This window comes from Flavobacterium aquidurense, assembly GCF_002217195.1.
Taxonomy (GTDB): Bacteria; Bacteroidota; Bacteroidia; order Flavobacteriales; family Flavobacteriaceae; genus Flavobacterium; species Flavobacterium frigidimaris.
The window spans coordinates 26,291-52,269 of record NZ_MUGR01000017.1; the positions used below are offsets into that span (position 1 = coordinate 26,291).

At 33.6% G+C, this 25,979-nt stretch carries 26 protein-coding genes, 1 tRNA gene and 1 pseudogene; 5 read left to right on the top strand and 23 right to left on the bottom strand.

Features of this window, described 5'->3' with window-relative positions; translation table 11 throughout:
* Positions 1-3 precede the first annotated feature (3 nt).
* From B0A67_RS09230 to B0A67_RS09245, 4 genes are all read right to left on the bottom strand, one after another.
* A complete protein-coding gene (locus B0A67_RS09230; RefSeq protein ID WP_072964558.1) occupies positions 4-390 on the bottom strand; it encodes a response regulator in 387 nt (128 codons plus the stop codon).
* Between the two features lie 31 nt (positions 391-421).
* On the bottom strand, positions 422-1,360 hold the full coding sequence (locus tag B0A67_RS09235) for a UDP-glucuronic acid decarboxylase family protein (RefSeq protein ID WP_072964557.1): 939 nt from the start codon (positions 1,358-1,360) through the stop codon (positions 422-424).
* A gap of 18 nt (positions 1,361-1,378) precedes the next feature.
* Complete coding sequence (locus tag B0A67_RS09240; RefSeq protein ID WP_072964556.1) at positions 1,379-2,737, bottom strand: UDP-glucose dehydrogenase family protein; 1,359 nt, start codon at positions 2,735-2,737, stop codon at positions 1,379-1,381.
* A 534-nt stretch (positions 2,738-3,271) separates the two neighbouring features.
* The gene (locus B0A67_RS09245; RefSeq protein WP_072964555.1) at positions 3,272-3,979 is read right to left on the bottom strand and encodes a LytR/AlgR family response regulator transcription factor; all 708 of its coding nucleotides are present in this window, start codon (positions 3,977-3,979) and stop codon (positions 3,272-3,274) included.
* Positions 3,980-4,242: 263 nt separating this feature from the next.
* Between B0A67_RS09245 and B0A67_RS09250 the strand changes: the two genes are divergently transcribed.
* Complete coding sequence (locus tag B0A67_RS09250; RefSeq protein WP_072964554.1) at positions 4,243-4,899, top strand: glycosyltransferase family 9 protein; 657 nt, start codon at positions 4,243-4,245, stop codon at positions 4,897-4,899.
* Between the two features lie 51 nt (positions 4,900-4,950).
* Here B0A67_RS09250 and B0A67_RS09255 read toward each other — a convergent pair whose 3' ends face one another.
* From B0A67_RS09255 to B0A67_RS09265, 3 genes are all read right to left on the bottom strand, one after another.
* Positions 4,951-5,829, bottom strand: a complete 879-nt coding sequence (locus tag B0A67_RS09255; protein ID WP_072964553.1) for a diacylglycerol/lipid kinase family protein — start codon at positions 5,827-5,829, stop codon at positions 4,951-4,953.
* Positions 5,830-5,832: 3 nt separating this feature from the next.
* The gene (locus B0A67_RS09260) at positions 5,833-7,791 is read right to left on the bottom strand and encodes an LTA synthase family protein (RefSeq protein WP_072964552.1); all 1,959 of its coding nucleotides are present in this window, start codon (positions 7,789-7,791) and stop codon (positions 5,833-5,835) included.
* 140 nt (positions 7,792-7,931) lie between these two features.
* Complete coding sequence (locus tag B0A67_RS09265; protein ID WP_317044081.1) at positions 7,932-8,291, bottom strand: outer membrane beta-barrel protein; 360 nt, start codon at positions 8,289-8,291, stop codon at positions 7,932-7,934.
* Between the two features lie 212 nt (positions 8,292-8,503).
* Here B0A67_RS09265 and B0A67_RS09270 point away from each other — a divergent pair, with 212 nt between their 5' ends.
* The 4 genes and pseudogenes from B0A67_RS09270 to B0A67_RS25405 form a co-directional block, all read left to right on the top strand.
* Positions 8,504-8,713: a helix-turn-helix domain-containing protein gene (locus tag B0A67_RS09270; RefSeq protein ID WP_072964550.1), complete on the top strand. Its 210-nt coding sequence runs from the start codon at positions 8,504-8,506 to the stop codon at positions 8,711-8,713.
* 3 nt (positions 8,714-8,716) lie between these two features.
* On the top strand, positions 8,717-9,031 hold the full coding sequence (locus tag B0A67_RS09275; protein WP_072964549.1) for a HipA N-terminal domain-containing protein: 315 nt from the start codon (positions 8,717-8,719) through the stop codon (positions 9,029-9,031).
* Positions 9,024-9,947: a HipA domain-containing protein gene (locus B0A67_RS09280; protein WP_072964548.1), complete on the top strand. Its 924-nt coding sequence runs from the start codon at positions 9,024-9,026 to the stop codon at positions 9,945-9,947. The genes B0A67_RS09275 and B0A67_RS09280 overlap by 8 nt, the downstream gene beginning before the upstream one ends.
* Positions 9,948-10,444: 497 nt before the next feature.
* A pseudogene (locus B0A67_RS25405) lies at positions 10,445-10,552 on the top strand (PDDEXK nuclease domain-containing protein); the annotation flags it as partial.
* 1,250 nt (positions 10,553-11,802) lie between these two features.
* Here the strand turns inward: B0A67_RS25405 and B0A67_RS09290 are convergent.
* The 16 genes from B0A67_RS09290 to B0A67_RS09365 all read right to left on the bottom strand — a co-directional run bounded on the left by B0A67_RS09290 (position 11,803) and on the right by B0A67_RS09365 (position 25,962).
* The gene (locus B0A67_RS09290; RefSeq protein ID WP_072964545.1) at positions 11,803-12,789 is read right to left on the bottom strand and encodes a PDDEXK nuclease domain-containing protein; all 987 of its coding nucleotides are present in this window, start codon (positions 12,787-12,789) and stop codon (positions 11,803-11,805) included.
* A 19-nt stretch (positions 12,790-12,808) separates the two neighbouring features.
* A complete protein-coding gene (locus B0A67_RS09295) occupies positions 12,809-14,032 on the bottom strand; it encodes a site-specific integrase (RefSeq protein WP_072964544.1) in 1,224 nt (407 codons plus the stop codon).
* A 261-nt stretch (positions 14,033-14,293) separates the two neighbouring features.
* Positions 14,294-14,381, bottom strand: a tRNA-Ser gene (locus tag B0A67_RS09300).
* A 139-nt stretch (positions 14,382-14,520) separates the two neighbouring features.
* Complete coding sequence (locus tag B0A67_RS09305; RefSeq protein ID WP_072964543.1) at positions 14,521-14,919, bottom strand: acyl-CoA thioesterase; 399 nt, start codon at positions 14,917-14,919, stop codon at positions 14,521-14,523.
* A 3-nt stretch (positions 14,920-14,922) separates the two neighbouring features.
* On the bottom strand, positions 14,923-16,056 hold the full coding sequence (ribB, locus tag B0A67_RS09310; RefSeq protein ID WP_072964542.1) for a 3,4-dihydroxy-2-butanone-4-phosphate synthase: 1,134 nt from the start codon (positions 16,054-16,056) through the stop codon (positions 14,923-14,925).
* Between the two features lie 2 nt (positions 16,057-16,058).
* A complete protein-coding gene (locus B0A67_RS09315) occupies positions 16,059-17,513 on the bottom strand; it encodes an LptF/LptG family permease (protein ID WP_072964541.1) in 1,455 nt (484 codons plus the stop codon).
* Positions 17,514-17,521: 8 nt separating this feature from the next.
* Entirely contained in the window at positions 17,522-18,214 is a 693-nt protein-coding gene (locus B0A67_RS09320) for a LolA family protein (RefSeq protein ID WP_072964581.1), read from the bottom strand.
* A gap of 7 nt (positions 18,215-18,221) precedes the next feature.
* Complete coding sequence (locus tag B0A67_RS09325; RefSeq protein ID WP_072964540.1) at positions 18,222-20,669, bottom strand: DNA translocase FtsK; 2,448 nt, start codon at positions 20,667-20,669, stop codon at positions 18,222-18,224.
* Positions 20,670-20,687: 18 nt separating this feature from the next.
* Positions 20,688-21,062 (bottom strand): diacylglycerol kinase, encoded by a 375-nt coding sequence (locus B0A67_RS09330; protein WP_072964539.1) that lies wholly within the window; start codon positions 21,060-21,062, stop codon positions 20,688-20,690.
* A gap of 9 nt (positions 21,063-21,071) precedes the next feature.
* Positions 21,072-21,569: a thiol peroxidase gene (tpx, locus tag B0A67_RS09335; RefSeq protein WP_072964538.1), complete on the bottom strand. Its 498-nt coding sequence runs from the start codon at positions 21,567-21,569 to the stop codon at positions 21,072-21,074.
* A 386-nt stretch (positions 21,570-21,955) separates the two neighbouring features.
* Positions 21,956-22,213 (bottom strand): DUF6952 family protein, encoded by a 258-nt coding sequence (locus tag B0A67_RS09340; protein WP_017495510.1) that lies wholly within the window; start codon positions 22,211-22,213, stop codon positions 21,956-21,958.
* Positions 22,214-22,322: 109 nt separating this feature from the next.
* Positions 22,323-22,631 (bottom strand): thioredoxin family protein, encoded by a 309-nt coding sequence (locus tag B0A67_RS09345; protein WP_072964537.1) that lies wholly within the window; start codon positions 22,629-22,631, stop codon positions 22,323-22,325.
* A gap of 122 nt (positions 22,632-22,753) precedes the next feature.
* Positions 22,754-23,392 carry a peroxiredoxin gene (locus B0A67_RS09350; RefSeq protein WP_065450690.1) on the bottom strand — a complete coding sequence of 213 codons (639 nt, stop codon included), beginning with the start codon at positions 23,390-23,392 and terminating at the stop codon, positions 22,754-22,756.
* Between the two features lie 136 nt (positions 23,393-23,528).
* Positions 23,529-25,136 (bottom strand): glycoside hydrolase family 3 protein, encoded by a 1,608-nt coding sequence (locus B0A67_RS09355; protein WP_393047667.1) that lies wholly within the window; start codon positions 25,134-25,136, stop codon positions 23,529-23,531.
* 10 nt (positions 25,137-25,146) lie between these two features.
* Entirely contained in the window at positions 25,147-25,596 is a 450-nt protein-coding gene (locus tag B0A67_RS09360; RefSeq protein WP_072964535.1) for a GNAT family N-acetyltransferase, read from the bottom strand.
* Between the two features lie 24 nt (positions 25,597-25,620).
* The gene (locus B0A67_RS09365) at positions 25,621-25,962 is read right to left on the bottom strand and encodes a hypothetical protein (RefSeq protein ID WP_072964534.1); all 342 of its coding nucleotides are present in this window, start codon (positions 25,960-25,962) and stop codon (positions 25,621-25,623) included.
* Between the last annotated feature and the right edge of the window lie 17 nt (positions 25,963-25,979).

Sequence of the window (25,979 nt, forward strand, 5' to 3'; positions counted from 1 at the left end):
TGCTTACCAGTTACTGGCGTAGTGAATTGGAAACAAATTTTTTCGGGTAATTTCCTTTAGTTCTTCGGGGTTAAAAGGTTTTGTCAGGTAATCCTGAGCTCCTAATTGATAACCTTTAATGCGTTCTTTACTTTCTTTGTTTCCTGAAAGTAATATTACCGGCGTATGTTTGGTAAACCCCATTAATCTAACTTCTTTCAAGAATTCAAACCCATTCATTTTAGACATTTGAATATCGCTGATTATTAAGTCGGGCAAATTATTTTCAAGCCAGACCAGCGCTTCAATTCCTGAGTTTTTAGTAACAACCTGGTAGTCTGGAGACAAAAAATTTTCCAATAACACACAAGTAGTGTGTTCGTCATCGACTACTAAAATTTTTTTCTTCATGATTTTGTTTTATAAGATTGGATTTTTTTGATTAAAGAACAGATTTAAAAAAAGCTATAGTTTTTTCTAAACCTTCATCAAGACATACTGATGGAGACCAGTTAAGTTCTTTTTTTGCAATAGAAATTTCTGGTTTTCTCATCATCGGGTCATCTGATGGCAATGGTTCATAAACAATTTTTGACTTTGATTGGGTAAGTTGTATAACTTTTTTAGCAAGCTCCAGAATCGTAAATTCATTTGGATTTCCAATATTTACAGGTCCTGTAATGCTATCAGGGGAAGCCATCATTTTAATCAGGCCAACTACCAGGTCATCAATATATTGAAAGCTTCTGGTTTGTTGTCCTTCACCATATACCGTTATATCTTGATTTTTTAATGCTTGTACTATAAAATTGGAAACCACTCTGCCATCATTCGGATGCATTCTTGGGCCATAGGTATTAAAAATTCTAACAATTTTAATCTTCACATTATTTTGTTTATGATAATCACTAAACAAGGTTTCAGCAGCACGTTTACCTTCATCGTAGCAGGAACGTTCTCCAATGGGATTTACATTTCCCCAGTATTTTTCCGGTTGAGGGTGTATTAGTGGATTACCATACACTTCACTAGTAGAAGCTTGCAAAATTTTGGCGTTTACTCTCTTAGCAAGTCCTAACATATTAATAGCTCCCATAACAGATGTTTTCATGGTTTTAATGGGATTGTATTGATAATGAATTGGAGAAGCAGGACAAGCTAAATTGTATATTTCATCAACTTCAATAAGATAGGGTGCAATCACATCATGTCGAATCAACTCAAAATAAGACTTATCAAGTAAATGAATAATATTTTGTTTTTGGCCAGTAAAGAAATTATCCAAACAATACACCTCATGGTCTTCGTTTAATAATCTTTCACATAAATGCGATCCAACGAATCCGGCGCCGCCAGTTACAAGAATTTTTTTTCGTGTCATATTCTTTACTATTAAATTTTAGAAAGCCGTCTTTAGTTCTAATTTTAAAACTGGATTTGTCGTATTAACACCTATGCAGAAATAATCGAAACCGTTTCTTTTCATTTCTGCGGCATCATAAATATTTCTACCGTCAAAAATTGCAGTTGTGTTTAGTAATTTATTTATGATCTTGAAGTTTGGTATTTTAAATTCCGGCCATTCTGTTAATACCGCTAAACAATCGGCATCAATTAAAGCTTCATATTGGTCTGTATAGTAGGATACTGAGCTACCGAAATAATGCTTCGCTTCTTGGATTGCAACAGGATCATATGCCTTTACATTTGCACCAGCTTTAAGAAGTTTATTAACTATTTCTAGGGATGGTGCTTCTCGCATATCATCTGTTTGTGGTTTAAAGGATAACCCCCAAATCGCTACAGTTTTTGCTTTTAAATCTCCTTTATAATAATTCAGAATTTTAGTAAATAATACCGATTTTTGATTCTGATTTACAGCCTCGACAGCTTTTAAAACTTGCAAATCATAATTGTTTTCTTTTGCAGTTTTTATTAATGCTTGCACATCTTTGGGAAAGCATGATCCACCATAACCAATACCAGGATAGATGAATTTATTCCCAATTCTTGCATCTGAGCCTATTCCTTTTCTAACATTATTGATGTCCGCTCCAACAATTTCACAAAGGTTGGCAATGTCGTTGATGAAGCTGATTTTAGTGGCAAGCATTGCGTTTGCCGCATATTTAGTCATTTCTGCAGACACTATATCCATAAAGATTATTGGATGACCGTTAAGGGTAAAAGGTTTGTACAAATTATTGAGTAATTCTTCTGCTCTTGGACTTTCTGTTCCTACCACAATTCTGTCGGGCTTTAAAAAATCATCAATTGCGGCCCCTTCTTTTAGAAATTCAGGATTTGAGGCTACATCAAATAAAATGTTTACCTGTCTTTTAGCCAACTCCTGCTCAATAGCTTCTTTAACTTTTCTTGAAGTTCCAACAGGAACGGTACTTTTAGTTACTACCAGCATATAATCATTCATGTGTTTGCCACAGTCCCGGGCCACTTGTAGTACATACTTTAGATCTGCACTTCCATCTTCATCAGACGGGGTTCCTACAGAGATAAAAACAATATCAGAATCTTGGATTGCATCTGATAGGTTTGTTGTAAAGTGCAATCTTCCTTTTTCCATGTTTCCGGTAATCATTTTTTCTAAACCAGGTTCATAGATCGGAACAATTCCTTTTTTTAAGTTGTCAATCTTAACTGGATCAACATCAACACATTGAACATCGATGCCTACCTCTGAGAAGCAGGCCCCAGTTACAAGTCCAACGTATCCGCTTCCTACAATTGTTATTTTCATAATATATAATTTTTATGAAGCAAACTTACATGTATGTGAATCCTGAATTCATTAAATTTCGATGGATGGAAGTTTACTATAGTTAAATGAAATCTTAGTATTGATTAAGTGTATTTTTCTAAAATAAACTTCAATAATAGAGACGAAAAGCCATAGTGGCTGCTGTAACTGTTTTATTTGTAGAAGATTGTGTTATTTTAAAAAAAAAAAATGTAGTTTTTTTGTGATTCAAGAGAATGTAATTAATGAGAAGCCATTATAGGTGGAATAGGAGTAAACAGTACGATTTTTAGATCATATTGCGAAGTTTGCAAGTATAATCTAATCTCGTTTTTATTTTTAAGGAATTTTAGTATTTTAAATAGTTTGATCTCAAATTGAGCTATTTGTTTTTGTAGTAGCCTATAAAATCATTAGGAAGATTCAAAAAAATAATTTTGGTTTAATCATTTTTTTCTCAAAATCATTTGAATAAAATAGTAAACAACTGATGATAAGTATCAGAAGAATACAATTCTATTTTTGATTAAAAATCTACAATAAATTCAAGCGTTTCATTAAATCTGGCCGATTGGCACGACTTACAGGAATGACATCTTTACCAATTAAGACACTATTGTCTTCAATGTCAATAATTTTTTTGGTATTGATGATAAAGGAGCGATGTACTTTCAAAAACAAATCTTTAGGTAATTTGTCTTCAATTTTTTTAAGAGTGGAGTGAACTACATAGTTTTTGTTTTCCGTCTTGATATGAATATAATCTCCTTTGGCTTCTACAATATTAACCAAAGCAAATTCAATTTTGATTAAACGGCGATCAATATTAATGTAAAATTCATTTGCATTATCTTCTTTTACCTCTTTATTTACAATTAATTTCGTAGATAATGGCATTGCATTGGCTTTTTGTATTGCTTTTTGAAAACGATCTTCTGTAATAGGTTTTACTAAATAATCAACAATACAGTCGTATTCAAAAGCTTCGATAGCAAAATTCTTATCAGAAGTGATCAGTATAATTCTGGGAGGACTTTTAATTGTTTGAATAAAATCGAAACCTGTAAAATCAGGCATGTGGATATCCAGAAAAATTAAATCGACCTCATTCTGATTCAAGTATTTTATGGCATGCATAGCATTTGAAAACTCTTGTAACAAGTTTAATTGAGGGGTGTTCTCAATCATTTTTTCTATGATGGCTCTTGCCATTTCTTCATCGTCAACAATAATGCAATTCATAGTCAAACCGATATTTTAATGCCAGAACAAGCTACTACTGGCTCTTGAAAATAAACTCAAAGTCAGATTGTAAAGCTATACTGCTGTTTTTGTAATTCTCTTCTTATTCTTTAGCAAGATAATAACTTTTTTTAAGACCAGGGATGGTATTTTTTTATTTTAATTGCTTAAATTTTAGAACGATACAGGATTTTTTTCTTTTTAAATTTTAAACTCATCGACAAATGAATATAAAATTTTACGCTATTTACTTCTGAATTCCATTGAAACTTCAGAAAGTTTCTTCAAATGCAACTTATAAATTTTATGGCGATACTATAAATGATGATGAGGAAAAGCGAGAAGATTATCATCATATTGCCAAATATCCGGTGTATAATTTCAGGGAATATCTAAAGGCTTTGGGTATTAACACAAATTCTAATCCAGTTGGCACTATTGATCTTGCTTTAAGTAAAGAAGAAATCGACCAAGGTAGAAAAATTCTTAATGGAAAATTTGGAAACCAAAAGCAGACAATTGCCATATTTACTTATGCAACAAGTGATAAATGTTATTCGGAGTTATGGTGGAGTGATTTTTATGAACTGTTAAAAAGAAAATATGAGCGGGATTATAATATTATTGAAATCCTGCCTTTGGAAAATGCTTCTCAAATTCGATTTAAGGCTACCAGTTTTTATAGTAAAGACATTCGTGAGATAGGTTCGGTAATAGCTAATACGGCAATTTTTATTGGTGCCGATAGCGGTATTATGCATTTAGCAAAATCGGTTCATGTACCGGTAGTTGTGCTTTTTTCAGTTTCCAATTGTAAAAAATATGAACCTTACGGTGACGGCAGTATCGGAATTGATACTAAGATCAAGGTCAATAAAAATTTATACATACTAGAAATGGACCGTATTTTACTGGGATGATTCAAAAAAATCTCTGAATAAATTCTGATTCAGGATTTATTCAGAGATAAATTAAACCAGTACCTTCAAAGCTTTGGGCAAGATGCGTACATTTATGATATTAGTTTTTATATGGTACTGTTCACCATCGATCTGTGCGTCTATATAGATCTTTTGGGGCATTTTGATGTGCACTTCATTTACTAAATAATGTTTTGCTTTTTTAAATTTTTCAATTGTATTTCTAAGCACATTAAATCCCAATAAGAGTTTTTGGATAAAAGATAATTCCGGGATAATTACCATATCTAATAGTCCATCACTAAGGCTTGCTTTTGGCGTTAAGCTCATATTATATCCCATTTCGTTTGAATTGGAGATAAAAAGCATAAACGGATTAACTTCTATCTTCTGATCCTCAAATGATATAATTGCCTGTTTGGCTTCGTACTGAAAACTTGACGAAAGTGCCGCTTTTACATAAGAAGATAATGTTCTGTTACCGGAACGTTCGTATTTTTTAATAATTAAAGCATCAATACCAATTCCCATATTGCTAAAAAAGTAAAAATCATTTATTTTTCCAACATCCATAAAAGTTGTTTCCCCTTTTTTGATAATGTCAATAGCTTTTTTAAAATCTCTTGGGATATTTAAGTTTGATGCAAGACCATTTCCAGATCCTACCGGAATAATTCCCAAAACAATTGTGGTGTTTACTAAACAAGAGGCAACTTCGTTAATCGTACCATCTCCGCCACAAGCTACAATATAATCAGGATTCTGTTTTACTGCTGCTTTTGTTAATTCAACAGCATGTGTTTTGTGATTGGTATAATCCACTGCAATTTGATATTCTGAGGCTGGAAAATGCTGAAGAATATAAGAGGCGGCAAGATTATGTTTGCCGCTTCCTGAAATCGGATTAATAATAAAATGAATATGAGTCATTATTTATTTTAAAAGTTTATTTGTAAAAAGGTAATCTGCAGTTTGATACCACGAAATGGTTTCATCCAAAAAGGACTGATTCATTGGTATTGCTTTTAAGCTGTTATCGCTTTTGTTCCAACTGTAAAAAGCTTGTTTTTTCTGATCGGAAAGAATCATTACTTTTTCTTTTTTCATCAAAACAAGTTTACGATACGTTCCCATAAGGGCTCGCTGTTCAAATTTTGAATCAAGCACGTTTTTTCCAAAAAAATCAGATTCATAATTCCAGTGAAAAATTGAAAACAAAGTGGGCCAAAGATCAATTTGGGAACATTGTTTCATTATTTTCTGGTTGTATTGCTCTGGTAAGTTGACAATAAAGGCCGGAATATGATAATTGGCAACATCAATCTCGTCTTTTCCTGCACTGCTCGCGCAATGGTCTGCAATGATCACAAATACAGTATTTTTAAACCAGGGTTTCGTACTTGCTTTTTTGAATAATTGCCTTAAAGCAAAATCAGTATATTTTACAGCACCTTCACGGCTTGTTCCTGACGGAATATCAATTTTTCCTTCAGGATAAGTAAAAGGCCTGTGATTAGAGGTTGTCATTACAAAATTAAAGAAAGGCTTTTTGTCTTTGTATTGGGCATCGGCAACTTTAAGCATTTTATTAAAAATATCTTCATCACAAATTCCCCATGCATTTTCAAAAGTTACTTCTTTATCATTGATATTATTTCGTGTTGTTTTTATCTTATCGCTCAAAACACTTCCACGTCCGCGATCATAAATTGTAAAACCATTTCCTCCAAAATAAGCATTCATATTATCAAAATAACCATCGCCGCCGTAAAAGAAATTACAATCATAAGCTCTTGATTTAAAAACACTGCAAACGGTATAAAGATTCTGGTTTTCAGGTCGTTTTACGATAGATTGTCCGGGAGTCGGAGGTATGCAAAGCGTAACGGCTTCCATGCCCCGAACTGTTCTGGTACCGGTTGCATAAAGATCATTAAAGAATATACTTTTCTGGGCCAGACTATCCATGAAAGGCGTAATGTTTTCCTTATTTCCAAATTCTTTCAGGAAGCTTCCGCTAAGACTTTCTACAAGCACAAATACAACATTTTTGTTTTCTAATGATGGGGTACTGTCGGTAATAGTTCTGTGGATCGAATATCCCATAGAATTATAACGTGCATTTGGATCTTTAAGTTTCTCTTTTATAATTCCAAAGGCTTTATCATTATCTATCGAAGTATAGAAATCAACATACTTCATCTGGTTGTTTCTAAAGGCAGCAAAAAATGAATAAATTCCTGATTTAGAAATTTCAGAGTTATAACGGTTTGATGACCATTCTGCCTGATAATTATGAATGAAAGAACCAAAAAATAAAGCAATAGCCAAAGCACAGCCCAATACAACAAGTCTTGTTTTTAAACCAGCTTTAGAACTAAAAGTATCAGTAAAAGCTTTTCTTTTGTGAAAAATGAAAAGAAAAACAGCTGTTAATACTAATACACCTCCAATTAATAACGGCAAAGGATATGATTGCTCAATATTGGCCACAACCTCATGTGTATAAATTAAGTAATCTACAGCAATAAAATTGAACCTAGTTTTAAATTCATCCCAGAATGTTAATTCAGCAAAAAAGGTAAACACAAGTATAAATGTGGTTAATGCCGTAAAAAAGCAGACCAATATTTTATCTAATAAGGTTCCTATAAATCTGTTAGGCATTATAGTATAATAAACAATTCCTGCCAGTGATATAAAAGTAATTGTACCAATATCAAAAAATAAACCTGTAAAAAGAGTTCTGATTACATCAATTATATTCCAGGAAACCTCGTCATATTGCCATATAAAGAAAGTAAATCGTAAGATTTGTGACACGATTAAAAACCAGATCATAAAATGGAACAGCAGTGAATATCTGCCAAATTTTGGTAAATGTTTCTTCATATTTTCTTAATATTGTGGCGCTAAGTTTACAACTCAATTCTGAATTAAAACTGAATTTTTCGTCTTATTAAGAAAATTAAAACTTATAACTATAGCCAAATCGGACTACTTGTGTTTCGTAATAATCTTTACTTATATAGCTAAAACCTTGTCCTTTTATGTTTTTTTTGTAGGACTAATGTATTAAAAATATCGGTAGCATTTAGAAAAACCTCCCCTTTTCCTTTTTGAACCGTCTTTTTTAATCCTAAATCAACAGAAAATCTTGAACCAACTTTTCCTTGCGGAATAATATCCGGAGCGAGATAAATAATGGAAACCTGACCTTTTAGTGTTTTATCAAATTGTAAAGTACTGTTCCATTTTGCACTTCCGGAAACCATTTCCTGACTTTTGCCATAATAGGTGCTTGGTACAGGATATAAATTGGTAACAGTAAAAGCATCTATGGTGTTTTTATACAGATTTCCGTTGATATTGAAAGAATACCACGAAGTAATTTCTTTAGCTTGTCATCTTAAATATGCATAAACTCAGTTTATCAACAGATATTACCGCTAAGGCAGTAATATTTATTGATTGATGTATTAACCTTGGATTAATTTAAATATTTCCAACTATTTACTGTTAAAGCGGTAAAAAATATCAAAAATTATAGTTTTTAAATTTTGTAAGATGAAATATTACTATATTTACTGCTTAGACAGTAATTATGGTTAATTTTGATTTAGGACAATTTATTAACGAACATCGTAAAGCTGCAGGACTAACGCAGATTCAATTAGCAGATTTAGCAGGTATCGGCAAAACAACTGTGTTTGATATTGAAAAGAATAAAAAATCCGTAAGATGGGACAGTTTGATGGCAGTCTTGGATGTTTTGAATATTGATGTTCAATTTATAAGCCCATTAAAAAAATAAGAGATGAGAAAAGCAGTAGTTTATGTTCACGGTACCAGGGCAGGTGAGCTTATGGAAGAAAAAAGCGGAAGATATTTATTTATCTATGATGATGATTATTCTTCAGAGCCCGTGTCATTAACTATGCCATCTTCCCACAAAAAATATTCATTTCTGGATTTCCCGCCGTTTTTTGAAGGGCTGTTACCAGAGGGTATAATGCTTGAAGGTCTTTTAAAAATAAATAAAATAGATAAGAAAGATTATTTTTCACAGCTTATGGCTGTAGGAAATGATCTGGTGGGGGCAGTAACAGTTAAAGCTGAAAGCGATGAATAGATGTCCAATTACTTATAAACCTTGCGGAGGAGATCTTTATAGCATAGAAGGCTTGAAATTATTATCTTCTAAATTGCTCTCATTAGAAACGCTTCCTTTTTCTGCATCAGAACTACGTCAGGAAGCAGCAAATAGAGCAACTAAGTTATCAATTCAGGGCGTTCAGCCTAAATTAAGCGCCGTATTATCGGTTAAAAACCAGCAATTTGAAATTGTAGATCAGTACGGTAATTTTATTATCAAACCGCAGAGCGATATATTTCCGGAATTACCCGAAAATGAAGATCTTACTATGCGAATGGCTAAGGTTTATGGAATTGAAGTACCACTTCACGGACTGATATATTCTAAAGATAATTCGAAATCTTATTTCATAAAAAGGTTTGACCGGTATGGTAAAGGCAGGAAATATGCCACTGAAGATTTTGCACAGCTGACAGGGAGTTCCAGGGATACTAAATATAATTTTACGATGGAGAAAATTGTAAAAGTGATAGAGGACTTTTGTACATTTCCTTCAATTGAAAAAGCAGAGTTTTTTAAGAGAATTCTATTCTGTTTTATCACTGGTAATGAAGACATGCATCTCAAAAACTTTTCCTTGATAACAAAATCAGGAAAAACAACTCTAACGCCTGCTTATGATTTCCTGAATTCGTCTATTGCTATAAAAAATCCGCAGGAAGAAATGGCTCTTAAATTAAAAGGAAAAAAAAATAATTTTAAAGCTGGTGATTTTATTGATTACTTTGGAAAAGAAAGATTAGGGTTAAATGACAAAATTATCGATAGCGCTTTAAAATCAATGTTTGAGAAGACAATGAAATGGAATGAATTAATTGAGATTTCTTTTTTGTCTGAAGCAATGAAAGAAAAGTATTTTAAACTGATGAAAGAACGATTGGCGAGATTTTAATTATTGATATTTTTGAATTTTGTATTTTTTTTATTGATTCAATTTTTAGTCCAATTTTTCATATCAGCTTAGTCGTTGGTTTGCAAAAAAAAGTAAAATCAAACGTGCTTTAATTAGTATATTTGGTTGTGTTAAAATTAGTAAACAGTAAGGCAACTTATTCAATTGTTCATTTTGTAACTCTTTTTATTTCGAGTTGTACACTAAGTATTTGTTGGATATTGTCTTTTAATTTTTCCATAATAAACTAATAAAATTAATAGTAAACCATATAAGTTTATTGTGCAAGTATAGGTTTATTATATTGAAAATTAATTTATTAATGAATAAATAAAGTATAGTGATTATTCTATAAAAGAAATCAGTTTATATTGAAATAATAGCTTTATCATTAAATCCTGTATTTTCATTGTACTTAATATAGCCTAATTGATTGGTTATTCGTTTTGTATTTCCAATCTCAAAATCAGTAACGTTGACGTGATGGTGCTGAATATGGAAAACAAATTGTCCCGACAGTGTCGGCAAAATTAGAAACTAAATATGGCAGAAGTTTTACTGAAAAAAAATTAAGACGAATGCTTCGTTTTGCAGAACAATTTTAAGATAAGACAATGGTAATAGTATTCTCTCAAAAATTAAGCTGGTCACATTTTATTGAATTATTACCCATAAAAAATCATCATGCCATGATCTTTTATGCAAATCAGGTTAACAGTTAATTAATGAGTGTAAGGGAGCTGTGAAAACAGATAGAAAAGAAAACTTTTGTACGTACAGAAATAGCAAACTTACAAATACCTGTTTCTGATAAGAATTTACAATATATTTACTGGATTTTTTAAATCTAGCGAATGGCTATTTAGAAAAGGACTTAGAACAGGCAGCATTGTATGAGTTAGAAAAATTCATTCGTTATTAACTGAGGCAAAAGAAAAAATAGAAAGAAAATACCTTTCTGAATAAATTTCAAATCCAATTATGTCTACACTGTAGGCACAATTGAAATTAAAGAATAGTTAATTGAGAGATAAAGCAATTTTCATGCTTCGAACGGTGTAATGCAGTTTCTAATCTACACTTCCTATAGCCTTATTTTTCTAGATTTGTATTATTCAAGACACACATGAGCCACAAGTCTGTTACAAAACCGTTTAAGGCTAAATGTCTGCCGAATTCGCCTTAGCTTTTTGTGGCAGAAATAGTATCTAAGTCTATCCCGCAAATAAGCCGTGTGTGATGTATTATCTTATCTTATCTTATCTTATCTTATCTTTCTACCTAAATATACTATAGACGTTTTTTTATAAATAGTAACTAGAAACTTTTTTTACTGTTTTTTCTGGAGGTTTATGTTTGAAAACTGAAATGTATACAATTATGAAATGAAGTTGGTTTTTTGCATTTTTGTAATTATATAGATGTATTAGTTCATATATAGAAAGCTATATAGATATATAGGGTTAAATATAGAAATCAGTAGATTTTTTTTGTTATTTATTGACTTTTAATAGTTTTGCTGCTTGTTTCATTCAACTGGTTATATTGTGTCCGCACTGCGGACACAATTGGAAATGTTGTGTGAAATTTTCAATATCAATTTAATTGGCGTTCTGAAAATCCAGTTTCGTACTGAAGGAACTATTCTTCTGGAAGCTATTAAATCAAGTATTTCCCGTTATCTGCCCTTTCTTTTCTCTGTAGTTCAATTAGTAAATATAAACGTGCTTAAATTAGTATATTCACTTGTGTTAAAATTAGTAAACAAGGCCAATTAAAAATGAATATGCTTTTGCGCCCATGTCAATTGCGTCCGCAGTGCGGGCGCAATTAAAAATGTTTAGAAAGAATAGATTTATTCAATTTGTAAATTGCTGTTGAACAATTCATGGATTTTTTGCTGGAGTATATTTTTATCTGGTAGGTGAGTTTTATATTCGGCTACCATAGTAGAAGAAAGACTTCGACTCAAGGCATATTCTACAACTTCACTATCCTTATCTTTACAAAGTAAAATTCCGATACTTGAATTTTCGTTTTCTTTTTTTACATCTCTGTCAAGGGCTTCTAGATAAAAATTTATCTGACCTAAATGTTCTGGCTTAAACTTATCTGCTTTCAATTCAAAAGCCACAAGGCACTGCAGCACTCTGTGGTAAAATAATAAATCAATATAGAAGTCACTGTTTCCGACCTGAACTTTATATTCTTCGCCTACATATAGAAAGTCTCTGCCCAGCTCAAGAATAAAATCTTTCATCTGTTTGATCAGTCCTTTCTTGAGATCTTTTTCATTGTGAGGCTCAGAGAGATTTAAAAAATCAAAAATGTAGCTGTCTTTGAGTGAATTGATTATTTTAGGGTGTATTTCTCTCAACGCTGTTGAGAGTTTTGCATTTCCCAGCATGGTACGTTCAAAAAGGCTGGAGGAAATTTGCCTCTCAAGTTCTCTAAAGCTGTAGTTTTCCTCTTTAGTGATTTTAAGGTAGAACTCCTTTTCTTCTATACTTTTACATCTGGAAAAAATAGCAAGATTGTGTGACCAGTTAATTTCTCTCAACAGTGTTGAGAGATTTGGATAATCTTTATATTGCTGATAGAATTGTTTCATCCTCCAAATATTTTTATTTGAAAATCCTTTTAACGTCGGTTCATTTATAAGTAGATAATTTGATAATTCATCAACAACAGAAAGACCCCACTCTTCAGATTCTAATCTTTGACTGATGTATTCCCCAACGTTCCAATAAAGGTCTATTAATTCTGTATTGACTGCTTTTAAAGCTTTGAATCTTGATTGTTTAATAAGATTTAAGATATCTATAAATTGATTTTGAAGCATAGTCTGAAATTTAAAGTTACTAGTTAAACTTGGATTTCAGTTTCGCCATGTCTTCCATTATGTTCACATCCAAAACCTTTGCATAGTGCTGGGTTTGTTTAGTGTTGGTATGCCCCATCATAGCAGATACGTTCTCAAGTCTTACTCCATTTCCTAAAGTGACAGTTGTGGCAAAAGTATGTCTTGCAACATACCATGTAAGATGTTTGTTTATGCCGCAGACATCCGCGATTTCTTTAAGATAAGCATTCATTTTCTGATTGGAAATTTTCGGGATAAGACCTTTCTGCTCGTTTTTGTATTTCGAAATAATCTTCTCAATAGTCGGTAAAACTGGGACATTGGCTCTAATGGCAGTTTTTGCTCTACTTGTCATAATCCATAAATTTCCATTCGAATCTTCGGATAAGTTTCTTTCGGTAAGTTCCAAGGCATCGACAGGTGCGTATCCTGTGTAGCAGCTGAAAAGAAATATATCCTTAACCTTTTCCAGACGAGGCGTTGGAAATATTTTATTCTCAATTGTATTCAATTCCTGCTGGGTTAGGAAAACAGCATCTTTTACGCTGAGCCTGCCGTCATAAATATTGAATGGGTTTTTTATGATCAAATCCATCTTAATGGCATAATTGCATGCAGTTTTATACATTTTCATATATTTTACCACCGAATTGTTTTTAATACCTGTCTGCTCTTTAAAACTGCTCTCATATTTAAGGAACTGTTCCAGTTTAAAGACAAAAGAGCTGGATAGTTCAGATGCTGGCATATCCTCACTCTTGTAAGTGCTGCTGATGAAATTTAAAAGCAGCTCTTTTGCTCTTTTGTATTTCTGCAGTGAGGCTGGTGCACGTTCTCCCGAGCTCACTCTTTTGGTGAAATATATATTGTATGTTTCCAAAATTTCAATTATGCTAGGCCCTTGTGGCTGTTCTATTTGGGCTTTGCCTGTAATTTCAGCTTTTAATAATTGAAGGTTAACCTCAGGATCAATTCTGAATAGTTCAGTGAATTTTTTGGCTGCATTAAGCTGGAAAAGATCTAGTAAATTTTTGATTACTATTTCCTTTTCAATTTTAAGCTGGTTTCTAAGGTTATTAGTGCTGGCCCATCTTTCTTTTGAAATGGCTTGTCCGGTTGACATTGAAATTTGTTTGTCATTGTAGCTCAAACGTGCATAGATTGGAGATTCGCCGTTCTTGTTTACTCTGTCGGATTTCTGGTAAAAAATTACTTTTAACATGTTATCTAGTTTTAAAATTAATAATCAAATTGAATTAAAAATTTTAAGAGAGCCCATTGATAGCAGGGGATTCCCGGGGAATTCTTTCTTTTTAGTTACCCATTTTTGAGAAAAAAGATCCTAAAAAATAGTGGGTAACTAATAGGGTAACCGTTCTTTGATAAAACATGTGCTTTTTGAAAAGTGTGTAAAAACGAAAAAGCCTTTAAACACTAGTGTTTAAAGGCTTTTGACTTTTAAAGTTTCTTTTGAAACTTCTACTGGCGGAGAAAGAGGGATTCGAACCCCCGGACCTGTTACAGTCAACAGTTTTCAAGACTGCCGCATTCGACCGCTCTGCCATTTCTCCAGTATGTCGCAATCGTTTTGTGATTGCGAGTGCAAATATAGTGCGCTTTTCCGATTATAAAAACTTTTTCGGTGATTTTTTTAAGTTAATTTTCAAGTGTCTAATTATCAGTATTTCCGAAAAAGAGATTTTGGAAAAATTATTCCAAATCGTCTAAAATTGGTGTTGGTTTTTTGTTTTCATCCACCGCAACAAACGAAAAAGTTCCTGAAACAACCGTTTCGCGAAGTTCTGAATACATTTGTTCCATAAAAATATCAACGTGAATTTTACAGCTGGTTCTTCCAACGCTATCCACTTTTGCTACTAATTCAATTAAAGTTCCTGCCGGAATCGCTTTTTTAAAGTCAATTTGACCTGTAGATATCGTGACTACTTTTTTGCGGCTAAAACGCGTGGCACAAATAAAAGCCACTTCATCCATAAGATGAAGCGCAGTTCCGCCAAATAAGGTGTCATAATGGTTCGTAGTGCTCGGAAAAACTGCTTTAAAGATATGCGTCTCAGATTTTTTAATTCTTTCTTCTAATGTTCCCATATATTAGTAGCTTACGTATTCTGTAATCTCAAGTCCGTATCCAATCATTCCAACACGTTTTGTTTGTTCTGTGTTTGAAACTAACCTGATTTTAGAAATATCAATGTCATGCAGGATTTGAGCTCCAATTCCGTAATCTTTGCTGTCAATGATCACTTTTGGTGCTTTCATTATTCCTTCTGCCTGAAGTGTTTTAAGCTCTGCAATTCTGTTCAGTAAATTTACGGCAGTCATATCCTGATTAATGAATAATACGGCGCCTTTACCATCTTCATTAATAACCTTAAACATATCGTCTAATTGCTGCTCGGCATTATTCGTCAAAGTTCCTAATAAATCATTATTTACCTGCGACGAATTGATTCTGGTTAAGATTGGATCGCCAAGATTCCATGTTCCTTTTGTTAAGGCAATGTGAATCTGTTTGTTTGTTGTTTGTTCGTAAGCTCTTAATCTGAAAGTTCCAAAACGAGTCTCAATATCAAAATCTTCTTTTTTAACAATCAGACTGTCATGCTGCATTCTATATGCTACTAAGTCTTCGATAGAAACTAATTTTAAATTAAATTTCTGAGCCACTTTTACCAATTCAGGCAAACGCGACATAGTTCCGTCTTCATTTAAAATTTCGCAAATTACACCGGCTGATTTAAAACCTGCTAATCTCGCAAAATCAATAGCAGCTTCTGTGTGCCCGGTTCTTCTTAATACACCGCCTTGTTTAGCAACTAATGGAAAAATATGTCCTGGGCGTGCTAGTTCGTGAGGTTTTACATTGGCATCAGTCAATGCTAAGACAGTTTTTGACCTGTCAGCTGCAGAAATTCCGGTTGTTACTCCATGACCTTTTAGATCTACTGAAACTGTAAAGGCAGTTTCCATGTGATCAGTATTATTGGTGACCATTGGTCTCAAATCTAATTCTTTGCAACGGCTTTCTGTTAATGGAGCGCAAATCAATCCACGTCCGTGAGTAGCCATAAAATTGATCATTTCAGGTGTTACTTTTTCGGCTGCAGCCAAAAAATCACCTTCATTTTCGCGATCTTCATCATCGACTACAATGATTACTTTACCCTGACGAATATCTTCTATAGCTTCTTCAATGGTATTCAGTTGTATTTTTGTTGTTGACATAATTATTTTTGATTTTGAGCAGGAAAAAACCGCTCGGAAATTTTTTGAAATAGTTGAGAAATCGGAGTTGTAATAGCGTCAAAGTTGATCAGTCCGTTATCGTTTGTCGCACGATACGTTAATAATACAGCCAATGGCAGTAATACAAATGAGGACATCCATGAACCCATAAACGGAGACATTGCTGCTTCCTGCGAAAGCCTTTTTCCAAAAGTATTGATAAAGTGGAACGTAATAAAGATCAATACCGCAAAGACAATAGGTAAACCAAGTCCGCCTTTTCTAATAATAGCACCTAAGGGAGCTCCAATAAAAAACATTAAAAAACAGGCAAAAGCAATTACGAACTTTTCGTATAAAGCAGTTAGGTGTTTATTGATTTCCCGTTGTTTGTCTTTTAAATCTTTTTGAGTTGATTCGATCGAATAAATATTGCTGGTAACATTGCTGCCGGCCATTTTTAGAATATCTGATTTCTGTTTATTCGTATATAGTGATAAAACATTGGCAGGCAATGGTTTTTTCTTTTTGTCTATTTTTATCGGAACTGGAGATTTCCTAATTCCAACGCGCTGATTGATATTCTCTGAAAAAGAGATAATCTCATTATCGAGATTTTTGTTTAAAGAATCTAAAGTGTAGCGCAATTCATTAACATTCAGCATTGCATTAGTGCTTCCTACATTTTCTTTGTCTTCATCGACTTTGTTCAATTCAGACAAGTCAATGTTGATGATTTGCTTTTTGAAGGAACTTTTTATAAAAGGCAGTTTTGCACGGTCTTCGTATTTTTTTGGTGTAACATCCTGATAGTAGTAGCCATCATTCAAAACCAGTTTTAAAATACTTGACTTTTCATTGCTCATTAGTTTACCGTCTTTTGCTTTAATAACGGTTTTGTTTTCACCAACGTTATTTGGTTTTTCATGAATAGTAACGCCGGTCAGAATATTTCCGTTCTCACCTGATTTTTTGTTTACCTTAATATTATAAAAGCCAACATCGTTAAACTGGCCTTCGGCAATAGCCATTGCAGGTTTCGCCTGGGCTATGTTTTTTCTGAAATTTATAAATTTATATTCAGCGTAGGGAATTACGTTGTTGGCGAACCAAAAGGCAACAATACTTAAGACAAAAATAAAAACAATCAAAACCCGCATAGCTCTCTGAAGCGATATACCGGAAGATTTCATGGCTGCGAATTCATAATTCTCAGCTAAATTTCCAAAAGTCATAATAGAAGCCAATAAAACCGATAAAGGTAAAACCAATGGAATTATTCGGGGCATTGAGAAAAGAAGGAATTTTACAATCAAAATCAAGTCCAGATCTTTACCTGCAAGTTCAGAAATAAAGAGCCAGACGGTTTGAAGTATGAATATAAAAAAAAGGATTACAAATACTGTAGTAAATGTAATCAGAAATGTTTTTAGTAAATATTTGTCTAAAATTTTCAACCTTGTAATTAGTCTAATTTATTGATGTAGTATTTTGGATATTTGCTCGCTACAAATGTAAATTGATTTTTTGATAAAGGCTGATTGGTTTTAAAAGAATTAACGGTTAAAGTAGTTTTTGTTCCGTTTTTACCAGTTTCAATTAAGTTGTAGATGTGTTTTGTCTGAACATCAATACCTAAAAGAATTTCTTTTCTTTGATCTTTTGCGCTTGTAGGGGCTAATTTTATGTATTGAATTTTTCTTCCTTTTACGTTTTGTACAATATCCATGTTGTATTTGTATCCGGAATTAAAAAAAGTAAGCATTTTTGATGGTGTAATAGCTGCGTCGTCTTTTTCGTTTACTTTAGAAACAGTAACTTCTTCGTCTTCGGGAACTATAGTGTATGTTTTTTGACCATCGAATATTTTGGTAACCCCCATGAAATTTAAAACATATTGATTGCCCTTCATCGTTACGTTTCCTTTGCTGTCCTGATTGATGTTTTCTTTGGCATTGTTCAAAGAATACTTAAAATCAATAACAATATTGTCGTAGCTCTTTATTTTGGCAGTCACTTCGTTCAATAAATCTTTGGCTTTTTTATCCTGAGCCTGAATAGAAGTGAAGCTCAATAGCAATATAACTGCCATTTGAAAGCACTTTTTAGTCAACTTAGTAATAGAATTGTTTTGGATTTCCTGAATTTTTGTTTTCATGATGGGATTAATTTTGTTCATTATTAAAAAATTGATCAAGAGCACTTAAGTCAGATATGTTTACACTTCTTGCTTTACTGCCTTCAAACGGACCAACAATTCCAGCTGCTTCCAGCTGATCGATCAAACGACCGGCTCTGTTGTATCCTAATTTTAATTTTCTTTGCAATAATGAAGCGGAACCTTGTTGTGCGTTGACAATAATCTCGGCAGCTTCTCTAAATAAGGTATCTCTTTCGGAAATATCCATATCAAGATTAATGCCACTTTCTTCCCCAACAAACTCCGGAAGCAAATAAGCTGTAGCGTATGCTTTTTGCGAACCAATAAAATCCGTAATTTTTTCAACCTCAGGAGTGTCAATGAACGCACATTGTACACGAACCACATCATTTCCGTTGGTGTATAATAAATCTCCACGACCAATTAGCTGATCCGCTCCTTGTGTGTCAAGAATCGTTCTCGAGTCAATTTTAGAAGTTACCCTGAAAGCAATTCTGGCAGGGAAATTCGCTTTGATCAAACCTGTAATAACGTTTACAGAAGGTCTTTGTGTTGCAATAATCAGGTGAATACCAATGGCACGGGCCAACTGAGCCAGACGCGCAATCGGAATTTCGACTTCTTTACCTGCTGTCATAATCAAATCGGCGAACTCATCGACAACCAATATGATATACGGTAAAAAGCGGTGTCCTGCCTCCGGATTTAATTTTCTGGCTTTAAATTTATCGTTGTATTCCTTGATATTGCGAACCATCGCATCTTTTAATAGTGAATAACGATTATCCATTTCAACGCAAAGTGAATTCAAAGTGTTGACTACTTTTGCATTGTCTGTAATAATTGCGTCATCCGTATCGGGAAGTTTGGCTAAATAATGTCTTTCAATTTTATTGAATAATGTTAACTCCACTTTTTTAGGATCGACCAAAACGAACTTTACTTCGGCCGGGTGTTTCTTGTATAAAAGGGACGTTAAAACGGCATTCAGTCCAACAGATTTTCCTTGACCTGTAGCTCCCGCCATCAATAAGTGAGGCATTTTGGCTAAATCGACAACAAAAGTTTCGTTCGAAATTGTTTTTCCTAAAGCAATTGGAAGTTCCATTTCAGCTTCCTGAAATTTCGCTGATCCAATAACGCTTTTCATAGAAACCATAGTTGGATTCTTGTTCGGAACCTCGATACCAATCGTTCCTTTTCCTGGAATTGGCGCAATAATACGAATTCCTAATGCAGATAGTGAGAGCGCAATATCATCTTCTAAACTCTTAATTTTAGAGATTCTGATTCCGGCTTCCGGCACAATTTCGTATAAAGTTACCGATGGACCAACGGTGGCTTTGATTTGTGCAATTTCGATTTTGTAGTTACGAAGTGTGTCTACAATTTTGTTTTTATTTTCTTCTAATTCTTCCTGATTAATTGTGATTCCTCCTGTCGAATATTCTTTTAATAAATCGATAGTCGGAAATTTATAGTTTGATAAATCCAAAGTCGGGTCAAATAACCCAAAATCAGCCACCAGACGCGAAGCCAGGTTTTCTTCGATAATATCTTCTTCTTCGGCTTTTTCGATAACAAATTCTTCTGTGTGAACCACTGGTGGAGTTGTTGCCGGTTTTATTTCCATTTGAACTGGTTTTACAACCGGATTCAGATCTATTTCTGATGAATGCGAAATTGTAGGTTTTAAGGCTTCTTTGTTGATTTCGAATTGGGTAACATCAGATTTTAAGTGTATGTTATCTAATTCAGGATCCTCTTCAATCGCAAATTCTTCCAGATTATAAGCGCTTTCTGCTTGTTGTGGTTTTAGAGTACCTAGCTCTGATTTTAATTCTTTTTTGGTAGAATCAAAATAGGATTGGATTTTCTCCGGAGATAATTTAATTTTAAAGATCAAATAGATGATTAAACCGAAAAGCAAGGCCAATAAAGTTCCTGTTTTTCCGATATAATCCTGCAGGAATAAATTCAGTTCAAACCCAATTGTTCCGCCTAATTCAGGTGCTGAAGTGGCGAAAAATCCAAATAAAACGGAGATGATAATAATGGCAAATAAATCCCAGAACCAGATTCCTTTTAGTTTTTTTAGAGACAGTTCTAAAGCTAAGAACATTCCGGTAAGAAAAAATAGTCGTACGAGTACAAAAGAAGCGATTCCAAAGCCTCTGTATACAAGCAGATCAGCTAGAAAAGCCCCGAATTTTCCGAGCCAGTTTTGCACTACTTCAGAGCGATCACCAATTTGAGTTACCGCGCTTTGGTCATCCTGCCATTGTCCGTTGACATAAAAAGAAATAAATGCGACTAATAATGAGATAGAAAACAGTACCAGAAGACAACCCAAAACAAAACGCTGTTGTTTGTTGGGCCTCCAAGATTTTAGTGTCTCAGTTTTTGGTTCGTTTTTTTTGTCTACTGTTTCTTTTTTTGTTGTTTTTGCCATTCTTGCGTTTCCTGTTGCCTATATGAATTTTGGGATGTAAATGATCAAGCCTATTGCTATTGCTGTCATTGCGGCAAAAAATACCGCTCCTGCAGCAATATCTTTAATAAAACCGATTCTTTCATGATAATTAGGATGAATGAAATCGGCAATTTTTTCTACTGCGGTATTCAGTCCTTCAACACTTAAAACTAAACCGATGGCCAATGTTTGACATAGCCATTCGGTTTGTGAAATATGAAAATAGAACCCGGCAATGGTCATTAAAATTCCCAATGAGAATTGAACCATGATGCTGTGTTCTGTTCGAATAAGTTTTACAGCTCCGTTAAAAGCATACGTCATGCTTTTTAATCGGCCTGTAACAAAAGTATTATCTTTTTGAAATTCCATTTATAGGTATTATAGTGCTGCTAAAGCTGCTTCGTAATTTGGTTCGTTAGCAATTTCAGCAACTTGTTCCGTATGAGTGATTTTTCCGTTTTCATCAACAACAATAATAGCTCTTGAGTGTAAACCTGCTAAAGGTCCGTCAACGATTTCTAAACCATTAGCTTTACCAAAAGTTCCAGCCTGAAAATCAGATAAGTTTACTACATTTTCTAATCCTTCAGCTCCACAAAAACGTTTTTGAGCAAATGGTAAATCTCTTGAGATACATAAAACAGTTGTGTTCTCTAAATTGCTGGCACTTTCGTTGAATTTTCTAACAGAAGTTGCACAAGTTCCCGTGTCAACACTTGGAAAAATGTTTAAAACTAATTTTTTTCCTGCGAAGTTACTTAATGAAGCAACTGATAAATCGTTTTGTACTAATTTGAAATCAGCTAGTTGTGATCCAACTGTTGGTAATTCGCCTGAAGTATGAATAGGATTTCCTCCCAATGTTATTGAAGCCATGATTTTTAATTTTTTATGAGGTTCAAAAGTAAGGATTAATATTTGAATCTAAAAGTATTTGTTGTGGTTGTGAACAGAATTAGGCGAGTTTTAAGATTAGCGTAAATTCGGGTTGATACACACAGATTTTACAGGTTTAAACGGGTTTGTTTGATTTAAATTGTGAAAGGTTTGGTTCTTATTTTTGTCTGTCTAAGCGTAGTCAAAGACCTTTTCTGCTTTGAAGTCTTCGACTACGCTCAAGGTGGTAAACGTTAAGAATACATGTGTAAGGATGACAAAGTTGAGGCAAACTGAAAATTATAAAACAAAAAAAACGCTCTCTTGGAATGAAAGCGTTTTTTTAAGTCATGTTTTTTTGTTTTTTCTTTGAAAAAGAGGTCGATTTATTTATCGATAGAGCCTAATACACGTTTCATAAACGCATTTAAAGCTTCTTTTTTATCGGTGCCCTGAACGACCATTTTGTGTACTTCAAGTGCACCGTACATATTGGATATTAATTCGCCAATTACATCTAATTCTTCGTCTTTTAGAGACGGAATTTCAGTCATCGCTTCCAGAACTTCAATCGTTTCAATGATATAATCCTGATCGTTTTCTTCGATAAATTGGGTCAATTGCTTTATTACGGGTAATTTCATGTTTAGATTTCTTAGATTTTTAGACATTCTTAGACTCCTTAGACTTTTTTAAAATTTAAGACCACATCTAAGAAGTCTAAAAATCTAAGCCAGTCTAACTAATCTAAATTTAAGCAATTGCGTTTACCAGGTCGATTAAAACTTCTTGTTTGTTGGTTTGAGTTTCACCAACTAATTTTCCGTTTACGAAAGTTGCAAATGTTGGCAAGTTGCTTACATTGGCTAATTTTCTAGATTCCGGAGCATTTTCAGCATCAACCAAAACAAAAGTGATAGCTTCATTTTCTGTGGCTAATTTTTTGAATTTTGGTTTCATAATACGGCAATTTCCACACCATGAAGCTGAATATTGTACTACTACTTTTTCGTTTTTAGCAACTAAATCTGCTAACGTATCTTCGTTTAAGTCGATTAACATGTTTTTGTTTTTTTAGGTTCAAAGTGGCAAAGGTTCAAAGGGACAAAGTTGTTCAACTTTGTAAATCGTAGCAAAAAAACTTTGCTACTTTGTGCCTTTGAACCTTTGTACCTTTATTTTAATTAGTTTGCGCTTAAGTACTCAGCAGTACTGATTCTGTCAGCACTCATTGCTTCTTTACCAGCTTCCCAGTTTGCAGGACAAACTTCTCCTTTTTCCTGAATGTGAGTATAAGCATCAACCATACGTAAGTATTCGTTTACGTTACGGCCTAATGGCATATCGTTTACACTTTCGTGGAAGATTTTTCCAGTTTCGTCAATAAGGTAAGTAGCTCTGTAAGTTACATTTGAACCTTCGATGATTACTGAATCAGTTTCTTCGCTGTACTCTGTAGAATCAATATCTAAAATTCCTAAAATGTTAGATAAGTTACGGTTTGTGTCTGCTAAGATTGGGTATGTTACACCTTCGATTCCACCGTTGTTTTTTGGAGTGTTCAACCAGGCAAAGTGTACTTCGTTTGTATCGCATGAAGCTCCGATAACGATTGTATTTCTTTTTTCAAATTCTGGTAATGCAGCTTGAAAGGCGTGTAATTCAGTTGGGCATACAAAAGTAAAATCTTTTGGGTACCAGAACAATAATACTTTTTTGTTGTTGTTTACTGCTTCTTCAAAGATGTTGATTTTTAAATTATCACCCATTTCTGAGATAGCATCTACTGCAATACTTGGGAATTTTTTTCCTACTAAAGACATATTTTTCGTTTTACGTTAAAAATTTATTTCTGGTGCAAAAGTAGGGCATAAGTAAGTGTAGTTGCAATAAGAAGTGATTATTAATATTTATAGATTGATAGTATTTGACTATTACGATTGTTTTCGTTTTTATAACTTATTGTAAGTCAATATTTACAGGCAGCTTTCCGTTGCAGGCTGAGTTTTCAAGAAATTGAATTCCGGCATTTTTTTGAAACTCATTAAAGTCCTGATACACCTGAATTAATCCGGAAGCCTTTTTGATATTAGGAATAATAGGCAATGCATACGGATTTCCGAAAACGTAAAGGATACATTTTTTTGTTTGAAATAAGCCTGAAAGAAATTCTAAAACGGCATCATCGATTTCGAAATTATTCATAGGTTTTGCCTTTGGAACAAATAATGAAATGATAATAGTTTCAAATTTTTCTAATGCTGTCGCAATAGATTTGATATCAGAAGTTTCTAAACTATCAAATGCAAATTCAGGAGATTCTAATTTTGAATTCAACGTTTGAAAGAAAGTATTCCCGATATTCTTATACAAGCTCAGTTTGGCTAATTGGTTGTTTTTTTGTGCTTCAAAAGCTAATTTAGTATTTGAGTTGTCGGTAATTTTGGTAATTGAATTTTGTGCAATTTCAAAATTTAATGCTGAAGCTTTTTCGAAGTCTAATTCTCCTGAAGTAAAAGTATTACCGGAAAGAATCCCTACTTTTTCTTTGGCATTTATGATTCTGTTGAAGCTTTCTTCGATACGTTCCTGCGAAGCATTCTTCAGGATAGCCTGAATTCCTTCCGGAACATTTTCGGCAAAACATAAAATATCATTTCCCGCGTTGAATGCTTCCCATTCGAGTTCTCCTTTGGTTTCATACAGTTTAGAAACGCTGTGCATATTCAGGGCATCAGAAATTACCAAACCATCGTAACCTAGCTGCTCGCGTAAAAGCGTTTCGATAATAGGTTTTGATAAAGTTGCCGATGTATTTTTTCCGTCGTTTAAACTCGGAACGGCTAAATGTCCTATCATGATCGAATCGACATTATTTTCGATTCCTTTAATAAAAGGATATAATTCGTTTTCCAGTAATTCTTCCAGAGTTTCATTTAAAACAGGTAATCCCAAATGCGAATCGACATTGGTGTTTCCGTGGCCGGGAAAGTGTTTCAGACAGCCTAAAACGCCAACTTCTGACATTCCTTTAAGATATTCTACAGAAAAATCAGCCACTTTTTGTTTGTCTTCGCCAAAAGAACGATAGCCAATAACCGGATTATTCGGATTATTATTGATGTCTGCAAGCGGTGATAAATTATAATGAATTCCGGCTGCTTTTAGGTCTAAACCAATTTGTTTGCCCACTTCATAAACCAGGTTTGATTTACTTTCAGGCAAAGCGCCAAGCGTAATCGCATAAGGATATTGTGGTGTTTTTTCGATACGCATTGCCAAACCCCATTCAGCATCAATACTGATTAAAAGTGGGGTAGCAGCGGCTTTCTGATAACGGACAATCAGGTCTTTGATTTTTTGATAACTGTCGTCGTTAAAAACAATTTTCTTTTTGCTTTCGAAATTGGTTGCTGCACTGGCACGACTATGAAAAAAAGTCAGTCCGCCAATGTTGTGTTCTTTTATTAAACGTTCTGTTTCCTGAATGTTTTCTTCGGTATCGTTTATGAATACTGCGGGAAAAAAGAATTGTCCCACTTTTTGTATTAAGGTTTGATTTTTCATTTTTATAATATTATAAAGCTTTTTTCATGCAGACACTATTATCCATATTTTCATAAGGCGGATAATTGGGTATTACAGAATAGCCTTGTTTTTGGTATAAGTTAATGGCTTCAGGTTGTTTTTTTCCTGTTTCCAGAATGGTGTAATTGTAGTTTTCTTCGGCAGCCCAGATTTCTAGTGCTGAGAGCAAAGCTGATGCAATTCCTTTTTTGCGGTAATCAGGATGTACAAACATGCGTTTGATTTCGACGGTATCATTTTCTTTTTCCCTAAAAGCGCCACAACCTACGGCGCTATTATTTTCGTAGAAAACGATAACGTGTTTTATTGCATCGGTTTTATTAAATTGATTGTAAAAGGTATGATCTTCTCCGTCTCTGATTTTTAAATCCCGGTCTAATAAAACGACCAAATTTTTAAAATCAATATCGTCAGAGTTGGTTCTCTTTAAACTGGTCATGATAAATATTGTAAAAGTGGTTCTTTATTTCAGTTTGCTTTTCTTTTGTTTGGCAAGCTGGGTTTTGGTGTGTAAGGCTTTTTCTAATCGGTTTTTGAAACGGAAAAGTTTTGGTAAGCCTTCCAGACGGTCTTCCATTGTGATTTCTTCGTAAACGATAATGGCTTTTTCTAAAACCCTAATCTCATTTTCGAGATCGATTTGGTTTTTGTAGATTGTTGCCAGCCGGTCATAAGGATGATTTCCTTTAAAACCTTCAGTAATATTTTCTTCGTATAACGCAATTGCTTTTTCAATTTCTCCTGCTTTCTCCAATTCAATTGCTTTCAGGTTTCGTTCAGTCTGGATGTTTTCATTGATTTCCATAGGCGTTATAGGTTTAG

Bases quoted from the DNA above. Each gene is read 5' to 3' on its own strand.
- B0A67_RS09230 (WP_072964558.1), bottom strand. From the start codon at position 390: ATGAAGAAAAAAATTTTAGTAGTCGATGACGAACACACTACTTGTGTG.
- B0A67_RS09235 (WP_072964557.1), bottom strand. From the start codon at position 1,360: ATGACACGAAAAAAAATTCTTGTAACTGGCGGCGCCGGATTCGTTGGA.
- B0A67_RS09240 (WP_072964556.1), bottom strand. From the start codon at position 2,737: ATGAAAATAACAATTGTAGGAAGCGGATACGTTGGACTTGTAACTGGG.
- B0A67_RS09245 (WP_072964555.1), bottom strand. From the start codon at position 3,979: ATGAATTGCATTATTGTTGACGATGAAGAAATGGCAAGAGCCATCATA.
- B0A67_RS09255 (WP_072964553.1), bottom strand. From the start codon at position 5,829: ATGACTCATATTCATTTTATTATTAATCCGATTTCAGGAAGCGGCAAA.
- B0A67_RS09260 (WP_072964552.1), bottom strand. From the start codon at position 7,791: ATGAAGAAACATTTACCAAAATTTGGCAGATATTCACTGCTGTTCCAT.
- B0A67_RS09270 (WP_072964550.1), top strand. From the start codon at position 8,504: ATGGTTAATTTTGATTTAGGACAATTTATTAACGAACATCGTAAAGCT.
- B0A67_RS09275 (WP_072964549.1), top strand. From the start codon at position 8,717: ATGAGAAAAGCAGTAGTTTATGTTCACGGTACCAGGGCAGGTGAGCTT.
- B0A67_RS09280 (WP_072964548.1), top strand. From the start codon at position 9,024: ATGAATAGATGTCCAATTACTTATAAACCTTGCGGAGGAGATCTTTAT.
- B0A67_RS09290 (WP_072964545.1), bottom strand. From the start codon at position 12,789: ATGCTTCAAAATCAATTTATAGATATCTTAAATCTTATTAAACAATCA.
- B0A67_RS09295 (WP_072964544.1), bottom strand. From the start codon at position 14,032: ATGTTAAAAGTAATTTTTTACCAGAAATCCGACAGAGTAAACAAGAAC.
- B0A67_RS09305 (WP_072964543.1), bottom strand. From the start codon at position 14,919: ATGGGAACATTAGAAGAAAGAATTAAAAAATCTGAGACGCATATCTTT.
- ribB (WP_072964542.1), bottom strand. From the start codon at position 16,056: ATGTCAACAACAAAAATACAACTGAATACCATTGAAGAAGCTATAGAA.
- B0A67_RS09320 (WP_072964581.1), bottom strand. From the start codon at position 18,214: ATGAAAACAAAAATTCAGGAAATCCAAAACAATTCTATTACTAAGTTG.
- B0A67_RS09325 (WP_072964540.1), bottom strand. From the start codon at position 20,669: ATGGCAAAAACAACAAAAAAAGAAACAGTAGACAAAAAAAACGAACCA.
- B0A67_RS09330 (WP_072964539.1), bottom strand. From the start codon at position 21,062: ATGGAATTTCAAAAAGATAATACTTTTGTTACAGGCCGATTAAAAAGC.
- tpx (WP_072964538.1), bottom strand. From the start codon at position 21,569: ATGGCTTCAATAACATTGGGAGGAAATCCTATTCATACTTCAGGCGAA.
- B0A67_RS09340 (WP_017495510.1), bottom strand. From the start codon at position 22,213: ATGAAATTACCCGTAATAAAGCAATTGACCCAATTTATCGAAGAAAAC.
- B0A67_RS09345 (WP_072964537.1), bottom strand. From the start codon at position 22,631: ATGTTAATCGACTTAAACGAAGATACGTTAGCAGATTTAGTTGCTAAA.
- B0A67_RS09350 (WP_065450690.1), bottom strand. From the start codon at position 23,392: ATGTCTTTAGTAGGAAAAAAATTCCCAAGTATTGCAGTAGATGCTATC.
- B0A67_RS09355 (WP_393047667.1), bottom strand. From the start codon at position 25,136: ATGAAAAATCAAACCTTAATACAAAAAGTGGGACAATTCTTTTTTCCC.
- B0A67_RS09360 (WP_072964535.1), bottom strand. From the start codon at position 25,596: ATGACCAGTTTAAAGAGAACCAACTCTGACGATATTGATTTTAAAAAT.
- B0A67_RS09365 (WP_072964534.1), bottom strand. From the start codon at position 25,962: ATGGAAATCAATGAAAACATCCAGACTGAACGAAACCTGAAAGCAATT.